The organism is Streptosporangium sp. NPDC049376 (genome assembly GCF_044466505.1).
Taxonomy (GTDB): domain Bacteria; phylum Actinomycetota; class Actinomycetes; order Streptosporangiales; family Streptosporangiaceae; genus Streptosporangium.
The window spans coordinates 74,326-89,346 of record NZ_JBITMT010000014.1; the positions used below are offsets into that span (position 1 = coordinate 74,326).

The 15,021-nt window shown below is 70.0% G+C and carries 13 protein-coding genes; 10 read left to right on the forward strand and 3 right to left on the reverse strand.

Annotated elements, in window-relative coordinates; all coding sequences use genetic code 11:
* Positions 1-113: 113 nt before the first annotated feature.
* The gene (locus tag ACIBVQ_RS29180) at positions 114-971 is read left to right on the forward strand and encodes a helix-turn-helix transcriptional regulator (protein ID WP_399181340.1); all 858 of its coding nucleotides are present in this window, start codon (positions 114-116) and stop codon (positions 969-971) included.
* A gap of 125 nt (positions 972-1,096) precedes the next feature.
* On the opposite strand, the gene hpaE is transcribed toward ACIBVQ_RS29180, so the two are convergent.
* Genes hpaE through ACIBVQ_RS29195 form a run of 3 tightly spaced genes read right to left on the reverse strand, consistent with a single transcriptional unit; the run spans position 1,097 to position 4,944 of the window.
* Complete coding sequence (hpaE, locus tag ACIBVQ_RS29185; RefSeq protein ID WP_352014058.1) at positions 1,097-2,563, reverse strand: 5-carboxymethyl-2-hydroxymuconate semialdehyde dehydrogenase; 1,467 nt, start codon at positions 2,561-2,563, stop codon at positions 1,097-1,099.
* Positions 2,563-3,474 carry a 4-hydroxy-tetrahydrodipicolinate synthase gene (dapA, locus tag ACIBVQ_RS29190; RefSeq protein WP_399181343.1) on the reverse strand — a complete coding sequence of 304 codons (912 nt, stop codon included), beginning with the start codon at positions 3,472-3,474 and terminating at the stop codon, positions 2,563-2,565. The genes hpaE and dapA overlap by 1 nt, the downstream gene beginning before the upstream one ends.
* Positions 3,475-3,522: 48 nt before the next feature.
* The gene (locus ACIBVQ_RS29195) at positions 3,523-4,944 is read right to left on the reverse strand and encodes a fumarylacetoacetate hydrolase family protein (protein WP_399181345.1); all 1,422 of its coding nucleotides are present in this window, start codon (positions 4,942-4,944) and stop codon (positions 3,523-3,525) included.
* Between the two features lie 170 nt (positions 4,945-5,114).
* Between ACIBVQ_RS29195 and ACIBVQ_RS29200 the strand changes: the two genes are divergently transcribed.
* From ACIBVQ_RS29200 to ACIBVQ_RS29240, 9 genes are all read left to right on the forward strand, one after another.
* Positions 5,115-5,522 carry a hypothetical protein gene (locus ACIBVQ_RS29200; protein WP_352014055.1) on the forward strand — a complete coding sequence of 136 codons (408 nt, stop codon included), beginning with the start codon at positions 5,115-5,117 and terminating at the stop codon, positions 5,520-5,522.
* Positions 5,522-6,379: a 3,4-dihydroxyphenylacetate 2,3-dioxygenase gene (gene hpaD / locus ACIBVQ_RS29205; protein ID WP_352014054.1), complete on the forward strand. Its 858-nt coding sequence runs from the start codon at positions 5,522-5,524 to the stop codon at positions 6,377-6,379. Before ACIBVQ_RS29200 ends, hpaD begins: the two co-directional genes overlap by 1 nt.
* 94 nt (positions 6,380-6,473) lie before the next feature.
* Positions 6,474-7,217 (forward strand): alpha/beta fold hydrolase, encoded by a 744-nt coding sequence (locus tag ACIBVQ_RS29210; protein ID WP_399181347.1) that lies wholly within the window; start codon positions 6,474-6,476, stop codon positions 7,215-7,217.
* A gap of 61 nt (positions 7,218-7,278) precedes the next feature.
* The gene (locus ACIBVQ_RS29215; protein WP_352014052.1) at positions 7,279-7,956 is read left to right on the forward strand and encodes a GntR family transcriptional regulator; all 678 of its coding nucleotides are present in this window, start codon (positions 7,279-7,281) and stop codon (positions 7,954-7,956) included.
* Positions 7,957-8,354: 398 nt separating this feature from the next.
* The gene (locus tag ACIBVQ_RS29220) at positions 8,355-8,918 is read left to right on the forward strand and encodes a GNAT family N-acetyltransferase (protein ID WP_399181349.1); all 564 of its coding nucleotides are present in this window, start codon (positions 8,355-8,357) and stop codon (positions 8,916-8,918) included.
* A 339-nt stretch (positions 8,919-9,257) separates the two neighbouring features.
* Positions 9,258-9,605 carry a DoxX family protein gene (locus tag ACIBVQ_RS29225; protein WP_399181351.1) on the forward strand — a complete coding sequence of 116 codons (348 nt, stop codon included), beginning with the start codon at positions 9,258-9,260 and terminating at the stop codon, positions 9,603-9,605.
* Positions 9,606-9,694: 89 nt separating this feature from the next.
* Entirely contained in the window at positions 9,695-10,159 is a 465-nt protein-coding gene (locus ACIBVQ_RS29230; protein ID WP_399181353.1) for a tetratricopeptide repeat protein, read from the forward strand.
* 488 nt (positions 10,160-10,647) lie between these two features.
* Entirely contained in the window at positions 10,648-13,230 is a 2,583-nt protein-coding gene (locus ACIBVQ_RS29235; protein WP_399181355.1) for an ABC transporter ATP-binding protein/permease, read from the forward strand.
* The gene (locus ACIBVQ_RS29240) at positions 13,227-14,999 is read left to right on the forward strand and encodes an ABC transporter ATP-binding protein (RefSeq protein ID WP_399181357.1); all 1,773 of its coding nucleotides are present in this window, start codon (positions 13,227-13,229) and stop codon (positions 14,997-14,999) included. The genes ACIBVQ_RS29235 and ACIBVQ_RS29240 overlap by 4 nt, the downstream gene beginning before the upstream one ends.
* The last annotated feature ends 22 nt before the right edge of the window (positions 15,000-15,021 follow it).

Genomic DNA, 15,021 nt, shown 5'->3' on the forward strand with positions numbered 1-15,021 from the left:
CCACCATCGATCGGACCGGGATCGGCAACCAGGCCTCAGAAGCTCCTACCCACCGGTTGCCTGGCACCGGCAGGGACAGGCACGGCCCGGATAAACCGGGCACCATGGACTTCATGCAGGACATCACGGCACTCGGGGAGTTTCTCCGCACGAGACGAAGCAGGCTCAAGCCCGAGGACGTGGGCGTCGCCTCCTACGGCAGGCGTCGTGTGCCGGGCCTTCGCCGGGAGGAGCTGGCCCAGCTCGCCGGTGTCAGCGCCACCTACTACACCCGGCTGGAGCAGGGGCAGAGCGCCAACGCCTCGGAGGCCGTCATCGACTCCCTGGCCCGCGCGCTCGACCTGAACGAGGACGAACGCGCCCACCTGCACGACCTCGCCAGGCCCGTCCCCGCCAAACGCCGCAGACCCGCCAAGCCCGCCATGGTACGGCCCGGCACCCGCCAGCTCATCGACGCCATGGGTGAGGTTCCCGCCGTGGTGCTGGGGCGGCGCAACGAGGTGCTCGCCTGGAACAGGCTCGGACACCTGCTTCTCGCCGGGCACCACGCCTTCGACGCCCCCGACCGGATCGCGGACCGGCCGAACCTGGCCCGGATGCTCTTCCTCGACCCGCACCACCGCAACCTCCACGTCCACTGGGAGGAGGAGGCGATCCGCGCGGTGGCCTCGCTCAGAGTCGTGGCCGGCCGTTACCAGGACGACCGCGAGCTGGCGGAGCTGATCGGCGAGCTGTCCATGAAGAGCCCGGAGTTCGCCGCCACGTGGTCCCGGCATCCGGTGGCGACCTGCGCCTCCGGCACCAAGCGCTTCCAGCACCCGGAGGTCGGCGACCTCACCCTGGAGTTCGAGGTCCTGCACCTGCCGGACGACTCGGGCCACCGCGTGCTGATGTACAGCGCCAAGCCCGGCGGCTCCTCGGAGGCCGGACTGAAACTCCTGCGGAGCATGGTGAGCTCCGTCGGTTTCTGACGCCGGAGGAACCGGCCGTGGCCCTCCCGGCCGGCAGGAGGCCGGAAGGACCACGACCCGCCGGACCGGGTACGGCCCGGCGGGAACGATCCGGGCCAGGGGCGCCGGACCGGAGCGGAGCAGGGTCAGGAGACGCCGAACCGGGAGATCGGCAGGTCCTCGGTCGCCACGTGCACGATGTGCGACTCGGTGTAGACGTCGATGCTGTGCTTGCCGCCCTCACGGCCGAGGCCACTGGCCTTGACGCCGCCGAACGGGGTGCGCAGGTCACGGACGTTCTGGGAGTTGACCCAGAGCATGCCCGACTCGATCTGCTGGGCGAGCCTGTGCGTGCGGCGCAGGTTGTTCGTCCACAGGTAGGCGGCCAGGCCGTACCGGGTGTCGTTGGCCAGCTCCAGCGCCTCCTCCTCGGTGGAGAACGGCGTGACGCACACGACCGGGCCGAAGATCTCCTCCTGGAAGATCCGCATCTTCGGCGAGACGTCCGCGAACACCGTGGCCGACAGGAAGTTGCCGACCGGCAGACTGTCGGGGCGCGAGCCACCGGCGACCAGACGGGCGCCCTCGTCGATGCCGATCTGGACGTACTCCATGACCCGGGCGTAGTGCTCGGGGTGGACCAGCGCGCCCAGCTCGGTCGCCGGGTCGTCCGGGGCGCCGACCTTCACGCGGGAGGCGCGCTCGGCGAAGCGCTGGACGAACTCCTCGTAGACGGTGTCCTGGACCAGAACGCGGGAGCTGGCCGTGCAGCGCTCGCCGTTCAGGGAGAAGACACCGAAGACGGCGGCGTCGAGCGCGCGGTCGAGGTCGGCGTCGTCGAACACGATCAGCGGGGACTTGCCGCCGAGCTCCATCGACAGCGTCTTCAGGTTGTCCGCGGCGTTGCGCATGATGATCTGGCCGGTGGTGGTCTCACCGGTGAAGGAGATGATCGGCACGTCGGGGTGCGCGACCAGGGCGGCGCCCGCCTCCTCACCGATGCCGTGCACGATGTTGAACACACCGGCGGGCACGCCCGCCTCCTCCATGATGGCCGGAAGGAGGCTGGCCGACAGCGGGGACCACTCGGCGGGCTTCAGGATGACCGGGCAGCCGGCCGCGAGTGCGGGCGCCAGCTTCCAGGTCTCCAGCATGAACGGGGTGTTCCACGGGGTGATCAGGCCCGCGACGCCGATGGGCTTGCGGATCACGTAGTTCAGCTGGGCGGAGGCGACGCGGTAGACGTCCTCACCCAGGGTGGTGATGACGTCGGCGAAGAACCGGAAGTTCTGCGCGGCGCGGTGGGCCTGGCCACGGGCCTGGGTGATCGGCAGACCGGTGTCCCGGCACTCCAGGGAGGCGATCTCGTCGTCCCGCTTCTCGATCGCGTCGGCGATCTTGCGCAGGACGCCGGCGCGCTGCTGGGCCGGCATCTTCGGCCACGGGCCCTCGGTGAAGGCCTTGCGGGCCGCGGCGACCGCGGCCTCGATGTCCTCGGCCTGACCGGCGGAGACCGTCAGGTACTCCTCGTTGGTCGCGGGCTCAAGGGCGGTGAACGTCGCGCCGGAGACGCTGGGAACGTGTTCCCCGCCGATGTAGTGCTGCAGGTTCATCAAGCCACTCCCTCACTCTGGGCCAGCAGTTCGTTGATCCGCTTGATCCCCGCGTCGGTGGGCGTGATCAGAGGCGGGCGGACATGACCGGAGGCGATCAGACCGCGTTGTTCCAGGACCCACTTGGCAGGGGCGGGGTTCGTTTCGACGAACAGCAGCTCGACCAGGGGGTGCAGGGCGTAGTGCAGGTCGAGGGCGGTCTTGTGGTCGCCCTCGACATAGGCGGTGTACATCTTCGCGACGGCGGCCGGGGCCAGGTTGGCGACCGCACTGACGAAGCCGACGCCGCCGATGGCGAGCAGCGGCAGGCAGAGCAGCTCGATGCCCGACCACATCAGGAAGTCACGGCCGCACTTGTGGAGCACCTGGGAGAAGTGCTCGAAGTCCTTGGTGGTCTCCTTGATGCCCACGACGTTGTCGTGGTCGCGGCGGAGCCTGGCCACCGTCTCGGGGGCGATGTCGACCGCGGTCCGCGACGGGACGTTGTAGATGACGATCGGCAGGCTGGGGAACTCCTTGGCGACCGTGGAGTACCAGGTGTAGAGCGCCTCCTGGGTGGGACGCGCGTAGTACGGGGTGATGACGAGGGCGGCGTCGGCGCCGAGACGCTCGGCCTCCGCGGTCAGGCGCATGGTCTCGTCGAGCTTGGCGGAGCCGGTGCCCGGCAGGAACGGCACGCGGTCGGCGGTCTCCTCGGCGACGGCGGCCATCGCGGCGATCCGCTCGTCGACGCTCTGCGCGCCGGGCTCACCGGTCGAGCCGCCGATCGAGATGCCGTGGGAGCCCTGGTCGAGCTGCCAGCGGACCAGGGCACGCAGCGAGTCGAGGTCGAGCTCGCCCGTCGCGGTGAACGGGGTCACCACGGGGGCGAGGGACCCGCGAATGCTCGCGGGATCCGAACGGAACTTCATGTGATCACTCCTTGTGCTGCTACAGGTCGGTCTTCGCGGGGGTCAGGGTCACTCGGCGCTTGCCTGCTCCTCGTAGACCTGGCGCCAGGCCTTGTTCATCGGGTAGAGGCCGTCGACAGAGGCGCCCTCGTCGACTCGCTCGTAGATGAAGCGCTCCTCCTTCTCCTGCTTGACGGAGTCGCGCGCGACCTCGGCGACCAGCCGGGGCGGGATCACGACAACGCCCTCCGCGTCACCGACCAGGACGTCACCCGGCATGACCAGCACGCCGCCGCAGTCCACCGGGATCTGCGAGTCCATCGGGACGTGCCTGCGCCCGAGCACGGCCGCGTGCGCGACGCCGTAGTAGGAGGGCATGTCCAGGCTGGAGAAGGAGGGGCTGTCCCGCAGACCGCCGTCGGTGATCACGCCGACGGCGCCGCGGCGCAGGGCGCGCAGCGCGAGGATGTCGCCCAGCGTGCCCGCGCCGTGGTTGCCCCTGGCGCTGATGACCAGGACCTCGCCCGGCTGGATCTCCTCGACGGTGCGCTTCTGCGCGTTCATGCCGTTGCCGATCTCGGCGAAGACGTCCTCGCGCAGCGGGAGGTAGCGAAGCGTCCTGGCGATACCCACCATGCGCAGGTCGGGCCTGGCGGGCTTGACGCCCTCGATGAAGTGGTGGTCGATGCCCCGCTTGCGCAGCTGGGAGGAGATCGTCGCGGTGGAGACGGACTTCAGGGCCGCGATGAGGTCCTCGTCGAGGACGCCCGCCTTCTCGGCGCCGGGGACGGGGGTCGAGCCGTACGCGGCGGCCTTGAGCTGGTCGGTGACCTTGGGCTGCACGCCGTAGGGGGGCAGGGGGCCCTCGTCGGCGACGACCTCGTTGCGGAGCCTGCCGGTGTCCTCAAGCTCGACCTCGACCACGTCGCCGGGCTGCACGACGGTCGATCCCGCGGGGGTGCCGGCCAGGATGATGTCACCGGGTTCGAGCGTCATCAGCCGGGACAGGTCGGCGATCAGCAGGTCGAAGCCGAACAGCAGCTCGTCGGCGCACGCCTCCTGGACCAGGTCCCCGTTGACGTAGGTGCGCAGCCACAGCTTCGACGGGTCGTCCGTCTTGAGGATGGCCGGGCCGATCGGCGTGTAGCCGTCCTGGCCCTTGGCGCGGAGGTTGGAGCCGAGGTCGGCGTGCTTGAAGTCGTAGACCCCGAAGTCGTTGGCGGCGGCGTAACCGGCCACGTGGCCGAGCGCCTCCTCGGGGGAGACCCGGTGGGCCCGGGTGCCGATGATGATGGCGATCTCACCCTCGAAGGCCATCAGCTCACAGCCCGCGGGCCGGACGACGGGCCGACCCGACCAGGACAGTGAGGAGGCGGGCTTGAGAAAGTAGGAGGGGACCGCCGGGGTACGCCCACGCTCGGCCGCTCGGCTGCGGTAGTTGAGATGGACCGCGATGATCTTTCCTGGCGTCAGGCCGAGCGGGTGATCCACGGCCACCTCCCTGAGTTAAATCGTATACGACATCATGCATGATACGCGATGAGGTCACGTCGGGCTATAGACAAAGATATTTGAATTCGTACATGATTTGGAGGTGTTCGGGCTTGTGAGACCCACCGCGGGGGAACACGAGCACCGGACGGACCCGAGGAGATCGACAGATGACGGACCTGGCCAGCGGAGACGGGCGCGTTCCCGTGTCCCGCACGGCCGCCGACGGCCTCTTCGCGGCGGGTACGGCCCGCGTTCGGGCGGTGACGCCCCGGAGGACACACCGGCCGATCGTCCGGATACTGTCTGAGAACGACCCCGGTGCCCCCCACGACATCGTGGATCGTGCCAGCACCTCGGAGTACGGCCCCGCGACCTTCGCCACGGCCTTCGTCCGAACCAGGGACCTGTCCACCCCCCACCGCACGACGGCCGGGGACAGGGCCGGAGCCGTCCTCACCGACATGATCCATGTCCCGGATGCCGCGACCAGCGGCCACGACCGGGGGATGGGACCGTACGCCATCGTCGCCTATACAGAAGTCAAGGGCGTCTGGACACACCTGGGAGGGTCGTGATGGGAGAGCTCGTCATGGCGGCCAAGATCACGCATGTGCCGTCGATCTGGCTGTCGATTCAGCCCGGTAAGCACTTCGGCATCCGGAGGAACGCCGAGCTGGCACTCACGGAGATCGGCAGGCGGGCCCACGAGCGTGGGGCCGACACCTTCCTGGTCGCCGACACCCACTGGCTGAACAGCATCGGCTTCCACCTCAACGGCAAGGAACGCCACCAGGCCACCTACGTCAGCCACGAGCTGCCGCACTTCATCCACGACCTGGCCTACGACTACCAGGGCGACCCCGAGCTGGCCGAACTGGTCCGGGAGGAGATCGTCGCGGGCGGGCAGAAGGCACGCGTCCACGACTACAACGACCTCGGCCTTGAGTACGCCACTCTCGTGCCGATGTACTTCATGAACAAGGACTCCTCGATCCGGGTGCTGCCGATCGGCTGCAACATGTACTCCACGATCGAGGAGAACCGCAGGATCGGCGAGGCGCTGATGCGGGCCATCCGCCGCAGTGACAGGAAAGTGGCCTTCCTGGCCAGTGGCTCGCTGTCGCACGCCTTCCCGGCCAACGAGATCGCCGAGTCGATGCTCGACGACGTGAGCAGCGAGATCAACCGGCAGGTGGACATCAGCGTCCTCGACATGTGGACGCAGGGCCGTACGGCCGAGTTCCTGGAGATGCTGCCCGACTACAACAAGCGCTGCACGGGAGAGGGCGCCATGGCCGACACGGCCATGCTCTTCGGTCTGCTCGGCTGGGAGAATTACACCGGCAACGGCGAGCAGCTCTGTCCGTACTTCGGCAGCAGCGGCACCGGCCAGGTGGTCGTCGACTTCCCCCTGCCCGCCGAGGTCTCCTGATCCCCAGGGGTACGGACGTCTTCCGGCGGAGATCGGAGACGTGCAGTACGATAAGAAATCGTATGTGAAAGACTCTTCGAGGAGTACGCGACCAATGCAGGACCGACAGGGCTTGGCCTCCCGTGTTTTCCCCTCTGACCACCCCGTCGACCTGCCCCCCGTGCTCCTCCTGCACGGCATCGCCTCCGACGGCGAGACCGACTGGGTCGCGCCGGGCACCGTCGCCGCGCTGAACGACGCCGGGCGCACCGTCGTCGTGGTGGACCTGCGCGCCCACGGCGCCAGCCCCGCCTCCGACTCCGCCGAGGAGGCGGGCGCGCCGGCGCAGGCGCGCGACATCCTGGCCGTGCTGGACGAGGCGGGCGTCGAGACGTTCGACATCGCGGGCTACTCGCTGGGCGCCAGGCTCAGCTGGGCGGTCGCCGAGGCGGCTCCGGAGCGCGTGCGCCGGGCCGTACTCGGCGGGCTCAGCCCCGTCGAGCCCTTCACCATGGTGGACATCGCCGCCCTCCACAAGGCCGTCGCCGAGGGCGTGCAGCCCGAGGACCCCTTCACCGGGATGATCGCCGGGATGGTCGGCTCCCGTGGCCCCGAGCGGGCGCCGGGTCTCGCGCTCGTCGTCGAAGGCCTGGCCGGGAGCCCGTTCGACCCGAAGGGATGGCCCGGCCAGACCCCGCCGGTCTTCGTCGTCGGCCAAGACGACATGATGACGAACGGAATCGAGCGTATCGTCGGTCTGGTAGACGGAGCGGAGCTGCTCACCGTCCCGGGCGACCACTTCGGCGCGCTCACGGGTGCCGAGTTCCGTGGCATCGTCGTGAGGGCGCTGAGCCGGTGATCACCAACGGGGCGGGCGCCCACCAGGGCAGCGGCCCAGGGTTAAAGATGAGGGGACACCGGTGAGAGTGGTCAAGAAGACCGCCAAGGCCAAGGAGTCGAAGGCGGAGATCAGCTACGGGCTGCTCCGTTCACGAATCCTCGACGGAACGTACGGCCCCGGCTACCGGCTGGTCATGGACCAGCTCGCCAGGGAGACCGGAGTCAGCACGATCCCGCTGCGCGAAGCCGTACGGCGACTGCAGTCGGAAGGACTCGTCGAGGTCGTGCGCAACATCGGCGCACGCGTGGCCGTCTTCGACTCGACCCAGGTCGAGCACACGCTCAACGTCCTGGCCCGGCTTGAGGGATACGCCACGGCGATCTCCGCCCCTCTCATGTCGCCCGAGCAGATCGAGGAGTCGCGGGAGATCAACGCCCGCATGGTCGAGGCCCTTGAGGAGTTCGACCCGACCTCCTTCACGGCCCTCAACCGGCAGTTCCATTTCTCGATCTACCAGTACTGTCCGGACGACCACCTGGCCAACCTGCTTGAGTCGGAGTGGGCACGGCTGGACCACATGCGGCGTTCGAGCTTCACCTACGTTCCTGGACGGGCCCGGCGCTCGGTGGTCGAGCACGAGCACATGCTCGACCTGATCTCGATGGGCGCCCCGGCGGAGGAGATCGAGCGGGTGGCCTGCGCCCACAAGATCGCCACGGCCGAGGCGTTGCACAACGCCCATGTGACGGCTGTGTAAATGGCGCTGCCTTCGGCAGCGCGGGCTTGGGCGCTTTCGGGTCGGTGTCTTCCCTCGTCACTCCGTCGCTTCGCTCCTGCGTTCCTCAGTCCAAGCGCCGGCGCACCCGAACCGTGTCTCTTTGCTCCGCCTGGCGGCGTCGCGGGCTTGGGCGCTTCGAGCCTGCGCTTTCCCTCGTCGCTCATCCGCTGCGCTCCTTCGCTCCTCAGTCCAAGCACAGACGCGCCCAAGCCGACACTCCTCACACTTGGCGCCGGTACCCCGAACTCCTCACGCTGGGCGTCGGGAGAGGGTGAGACGACAGGCGGTGTCCGAGGGGGCGAGTAGGGGCGTGGCGGCCTTCTGGGGTGGGCAAGTGCGGAAGCTGTGGAAAAGGGCCGTGTTCTAGGGTCATGGTCATGAAGCAGCTGCCTGCGCTTTCCGTCGCGGAGGTCTTCTCGGAGCGGCTCCTGCTGCGCAGGGCGTTGCACGATGGCGACCGTGAAAGGCTCGTCGAGCTCTCGACCGATCCCGAGGTCCAGGCGTACATCGGTGGCCCCCGGCCTCTGGGTGAGGTCGAGCGGCACTTCGACGAGGTCATGGCCTCCGGCGCGACGACCAGGCCGGGTAACTATGTCATCGCGGACAACACGACGAACCAGGTCATCGGGACGTTGACGCTCGCCCGCTGGTGGACCGACCACCCGCAGCGGGTCACCGAGGACGGCGAGGAACTGGTCCTCGGCTATGTCCTGCGGCGCGGCGCGTGGGGCGCGGGGTACGCGTTCGAGGCGGCGACGGCCGCGTTGCGCGCGGCGGCCGAGGAGTTCCCCGACCAGCCGGTTGTCCTCGTGACCCAGACCGCGAACAAACGATCCCTGAAACTCGCCGAACGCCTCGGCTTCCACCTCACCACCACGTTCGAGGAATTCGACGCCGAACAGGCCCTCTGCGTCACACGCCTGTCCACGTTCAGGGCCTGATCACCGCTGTGGGCGCGGGGCTTTCGGACGTGCCTCCGCTGGCCGGGCCGTAAAGGCCGTGACCGGCCTGCTCATCACCCTGAAGGGTTCGCAACCGGGTGAGCACGATCCGGCCCGGGTGGTCTGGGGCGGCGGGTCCCTCATCGCCCTGAAGGGTTCGTGGCGGTGCGAAAGCGTGGGGGCGGGGCGCTCGTTGAGTGGGTTTCGGCTCTTGGGCGGAACGGGGTGTCGCTTGAGCCGGGCCGGTCGGGAGGCCGCGCATCGTCGGCGCATCGCGGAACCATCAACCGGGGCCCACAGGATCGATGCCACAAGAAGCACCGAACAGGGAGTGTCCCCATGTCCACCACCGCCACCGTCGTCACCGTCCTGGCCGCCCTCTGGGTGGGTTTCTCCGCCCTCTCCCTCCTGCGCCGCGCCGAATGGGTCGTGAAGCCGCTGATGGACTACGGTGTTCCCCGCTCGTGGTGGACCTGGCTCGGCGCGGCCAAGGCCGCCGGGGCCGCGGGTCTGTTGGCCGGCCTGTTCGTGCCGGTCGTCGGCGTGGCGGCCGGGATCGGCCTGGTGCTGTACTTCGCCGGGGCCGTCGTCACCGTGCTCAGGGCGCGCTCGTACTCGACCGTGGTCTTCCCCCTGCTGTACATGGGCCCGGTGATCGCGGCCCTGGCGCTGGGACACCTCGCCTGACAGCGGCACGTGTCCGATCGGCCCTCAGGGGAGCGGAAAGGGCGGAAGTAGGCTGACCGCGGTCGTCCCGCTACGGTGAAGGAGCCACTGTGACCACAGACCCGACGATGACCCGGATCGGCCAGGGAGTGGAGCTGCACCACCACCAGGGCCAACGCGAAGCCGCTCGCGACGTGTTCGCGCGGATCTGGGATGACATCGGCGGTGAGCAGGGCGACCCGCTGCATGTCTGCGTCCTCGCCCACTCGATGGCCGACGTCCAGGACGACGTGCGGCAGGAGCTGATGTGGGATCTGCGGGCGCTCGCCGCCGCCGGTCTCCTCACCGACGAGCGGGTGGCCCAGGCCGGGTCACCCCTTTCGGTGGCCGGTCTGTATCCGTCGTTGCATCTGAACCTGAGCGAGTGCTACCGCAAGCTGGGCGATTTCGACCGCGCTCGTGAGCATCTCCAGCAGGCGCGGGCGGGGGTCGGCGCGCTCGACGACGACGGGTACGGGCGGCTCATCAGAGGTGGCCTGGAGCGGTTGGCCGAACAGTTGGGCGAGACCACCTGACCGCGCGGCTGAAGCCGAGATTTCAGAGCAAACCTTGCCGCCGGTGGTGAGGTGCTCTCCGCGCTGGTGCGTGTGTCACGACGTCACCTTCGACTTATGGCGGGATTAGTCGGAAAGCTGGATGTAAGTGGTGGATTCTCCGGTTTGGGGGTGGTTGGGAGGTCGTGCTGCTGTTAGGTTATGCCCCTAACGAAGGTTAGCCTTACCTTAGGGGGTGCGGTGGTGTCGCAACGGCGAGTTGTCGGGCGTCCCGGACGGACCACCGCGCGCGACATCGAGAAGACCGGGGTCGGAGGGGGGATCACCTCGCCGCCGCGCCGGGGATATGCGCCGGGCATGACGGCGGTGGTCCGTGGGACGGTCGCCGGGAGCACGGCGAGACCGACGGCCACGGCGACCCCGATGCCTCGGGCTGCCGAGGGCCTGAAGGCCGTGAAGGCTACGGAGGGGGCGCGGTGATGGCCGCGCGGGGTTTCCAGGGAGCCGTCATGCGCGGCTTCGGGGCTCGTGACCATGTGGCGACCGTGGTGCGGACGTCCATGGTCACGCCGCACATGGTACGGATCCACATGTCGGCGCCGACCCTGTTCGAGAACGTCACCGTCGGCCCCACCGCGTGGCTGCGGTTCTGGTTCCCCGATCCCACCGGGTCCGACAGGGAGCATCAGCGCGCCTACACCCTTGTCTCGTGCGAGCCGGAGACCGGCGAGTTCGCCGTGGACGTGGTGCTGCACGAGCCCGCGGGACCGGCGACCGTGTGGGCGAGGAGGGCCGAGCCCGGCGACGAGGTCCAGGTGATGTCGTTCGGCTCCTCGCGCTTCGCCGTACCGGACGAGCCGCCTGCGGGATATCTGCTGGTCGGCGACCCCGCCTCGGTGCCCGCGATCAACGGCATCGTCGCCGCGCTGCCCGACGACGCCGAGATCGCGCTCTACCTGGAGAAACAGCACGAGGAGGACGAGCTGATCCCGCTCGCCTCCCACCCGGGGCTGCGGGTGCGGTGGGTGCCCAGGGACGGCGAGACCTCGCTGGCCGCCGCGATCGACGAGCGTGACTGGTCCAACTGGTACGCCTGGGCGGCGACCGAGGCGGGCTCCCTCAAGCACCTGCGCAGGACCCTGCGTGACAGGTTCGGCTTCCCCAAGGCCGACACCTACGCCCAGGCCTACTGGACGTACGGCAGGGCCATGGGTTCGCTGCGCCGTACCGACGAGGAGAAGGCGACCGGGCAGGCACCCGCCGTACGGCCTGCTGAGCGGGAGGCCACCGGGCAGGAGGATGCGCGGTCTGGCGGGCCGGCTTCCGTGGCGCAGGACGGGCGGGTTCCTGGGCGGTGGCGGTCGCAGGCGGCCAAGGAGCTGCTCGCGCCGGTGAAGACCGCGATGATCGTCGCCGGGGTGGTGCAGGGGGTCGTCACGCTGGTGCAGCTCGCGCCGTTCGTGCTGCTGGCGGAGCTGGCGCGGCTGCTGCTCGCGGGGGCCGACGGGGATCGGCTGTGGGGCACCGCCGTGGCCTTCCTGGTCGTCTTCGGCGCCGGAGCGCTGCTGGGCGGTGCGCTGACGGTGTGGCTGCACGTCGTGGACGCGCGGTTCGGCGCGCGGGTCCGTCACCGGCTGCTCGGCAAGCTCGTACGGCTGCCGCTCGGCTGGTTCACCCGGCGTGGCTCCGGCGCGGTCAAGAAGCTCGTGCAGGACGACACGCTGGAGCTGCACGGTCTGGTCACACACGCCATCCCCGACGGGGTCGCGGCCGTCGTCGCCCCGGTCGCGGTGTTGGTCTACCTGTTCGCGACCGACTGGCGGCTGGCGCTCGTCCTGTTCGTCCCGATCATCGTGTATCTCTTCGCCTTCGCCGCGATGATGTTCCAGAGCGGCCCGAAGATCGCCGAGGCGTCCCGGTGGGCGGAGCGGATGGGCAACGAGTCGGCCGCCTTCTTCGCGGGACAGCCGGTGATCCGGATGTTCGGCGGCGTCGCGGCCTCCTCCTTCCGGCGTGAGCTTGAGTCCTACGTCGGCTTCCTGGACGGCTGGCAGCGGCCGTTCATCGGCAGGAAGACGTTCATCGACCTGGTCACCCGCCCGATGACCTTCCTGTGGTTGATCATGGTCGTCGGCACGCCCATGGTCGTCTCCGGGGCCATGGAGGCGGCGACGCTGCTGCCGTTCCTGCTGCTCGGCACCACCTTCGGCGCGCGGCTGCTGGGCATCGGCCTCGGGATGGGCGGCGTCCGCGCGGGCGTCCTGGCGGCCCGCCGCATCGCCGTCGTCCTCGGCGAGAAGGAACTGGCCGTCCGGCCTGAGGCGGTGGAACCGGAGGGGGAGCGGGGGGTTGTCCGCTTCGCGGGGGTGAGCTTCGGCTACCGGCCCGGCAAACCCGTCATCCACGACGTCTCGCTGACCCTGCGGCCGGGTACGGTCACCGCGCTCGTCGGTCCCTCGGGGTCGGGCAAGTCGACGCTCGCCGGACTGCTGGCCCGCTTCCACGACGTGGACTCCGGCGCCGTCACCGTCGGGGGACGCGACATCCGCGCGATGTCCGGTGACGACCTCTACACCCGTGTCGGGTTCGTCTTCCAGGACGCGCAACTCGTGCACGGAACCGTACGGGAGAACATCGCCCTGGCCAGGCCGGAGGCGACCACGGCCGAGATCGAGACGGCGGCGCGGGACGCGCGGATCCACGAGCGGATCCTGCGGCTGCCCGACGGCTACGAGACCGTGCTGGACGGCGACGGCGGACTCTCCGGCGGGGAACGGCAGCGCCTCACCATCGCGCGTGCCCTGCTCGCCGACACCCCGGTGCTGGTCCTCGACGAGGCGACGGCGTTCGCCGACCCCGAGTCCGAACACCTCGTACAGCAGGCCCTGACCCGGCTCACCCGAGGCCGTACGGTGCTCGTCGTCGCGCACCGCCTGCACACCGTCGTCGACGCCGACCAGATCGTCGTCCTCGACCACGGCCGCGTCGCGGAGACCGGCACCCACACCGAGCTGATCGCGTCCGGCGGCCGTTACCGCAGGCTGTGGGACAGCCGGGGAAGCGTACCCGCCAAGGCGGAGGTGTCCCGATGATCCGTACCCTCGTCCGGCTCGTTCCCGCGACCGATCGGGGCAAGGTGGTCAGGTACGCCCTGCTCACCGTGGTCTCCGCGATCCTGCGGGGAGTCGGCTGCCTGCTGCTCGTCCCCCTGCTCGGCGCGTTGTTCTCCACGGCTCCGGCCGACGCGCTGCCGTGGCTGGGCGCGCTCACCGTGAGCGTCGTGCTCGTGTGGGCCGTGGACACGGCCGTCTCCCGCATCGGCTTCGACATCGGGTTCACGCTGCTCGGCACCGTGCAGCGCGACCTCACCGACCGGCTCACCCGCATCCCGCTCGGCTGGTTCACCGCCGAACGCACGGCGACCGCCAGGCAGGCCGTCGCCGCCTGCGGCCCCGAGTTGGTCGGGCTCGTCGCCAACCTGCTCACCCCGTTGCTGAGCGCCGTCCTGCTTCCCGTCGTGATCGCGATCGGCCTGACGGGCTTCGCCTGGCAGCTCGGGGCCGCCGCCTGGGTCGCCGTCGTGGGGCTGCTGGCCGCGCTGTGGGCGACCACCCGGATCACCCGCGCGGCCGACGCCGCCGACACGGCCGCGCACAGCGCGCTGACCGAGCGCGTCCTGGAGTTCGCCCGCACCCAGCAGGCACTGCGCGCCGCCCGCAGGGTCGAACCGGCCCGTAACGGCGCGGGAGCCGCCGCGGTCGCGCAGCGCGGTACGGCGCTGCGCCTGGTGCTGCTGCAGATCCCCGGGCAACTGCTGTTCGGCCTGGCCGGTCAGGTGGCGCTGGTCGCGCTCGCCGGAGCCGTCACCCTGCTCCACCTCGACGGAAGTCTCGGAGCGCCGCAGGCCGTGGCGCTCGTCGTGGTGGCCGTACGGTTCCTCGAACCCTTCACCGTGATCAGCGAGCTGGCACCCGCGATCGAGTCCGTCCGGGGCACCCTCGACACCCTGCGCGCCATCCTCGACGCCCCGGCACCCCCTGTTTCAGTCGCCGCTTCGGCCCCCGGCCGGGACGCGCCGCGCGTCGAGTTCCAGGGGGTGGGCTTCGGCTACGGCGACGACGAGGTGCTCAAGGACCTGTCCTTCAGCCTCGAACCGGGGACGACCACGGCCGTCGTCGGCCCCTCCGGCTCGGGGAAGAGCACGATCCTGTCGCTCGTCGCGGGCTTCCACGAGGCCTCGCGGGGACGCGTCCTCATCGACGGCCAGGACGTCTCCGGGCTCGACCCGGCCACCCGGCAGCGGCTGTCCAGCATGGTCTTCCAGCATCCGTACCTGTTCGGCGGGACCATCCGCGACAACGTCCTCGCCGGTGACCCGGACGCCGAACCGGCACAGGTCGCGCAGGTCATGCGGCTCGCCCAGGTGGACGAGATCGTCGGGCGGCTGCCCGACGGGGAGCGTACGGACGTCGGCGAGGCCGGGGCCGCCCTCTCCGGCGGTGAACGGCAGCGTGTCAGCATCGCCCGCGCCCTGCTCAAACCGGCGCCGATCCTGCTGATCGACGAGGCGACCAGCGCCCTGGACACCGAGAACGAGGCCGCCGTGGCCCAGGCGCTGAGCCAGGACGTACGGCGACGCACCCGTGTCATCGTCGCCCACCGCCTGGGCGGCATCCGTCACGCGGACCGGGTGCTCTTCGTCGAGGACGGCGCGATCGTCGAACAGGGAACCCCGGCGGAACTGCGCGCGGCCAACGGCCGCTTCGCCGAGTTCTGCCGCCACCAGGAACAAGGAGAGGACTGGCGCCTGCGCTCGGCCGCCCCCGACCACGACCTGGTCCTCTCCTCGGACCCGGACTGAACCGGCCCCCGAAGGAGAGGGT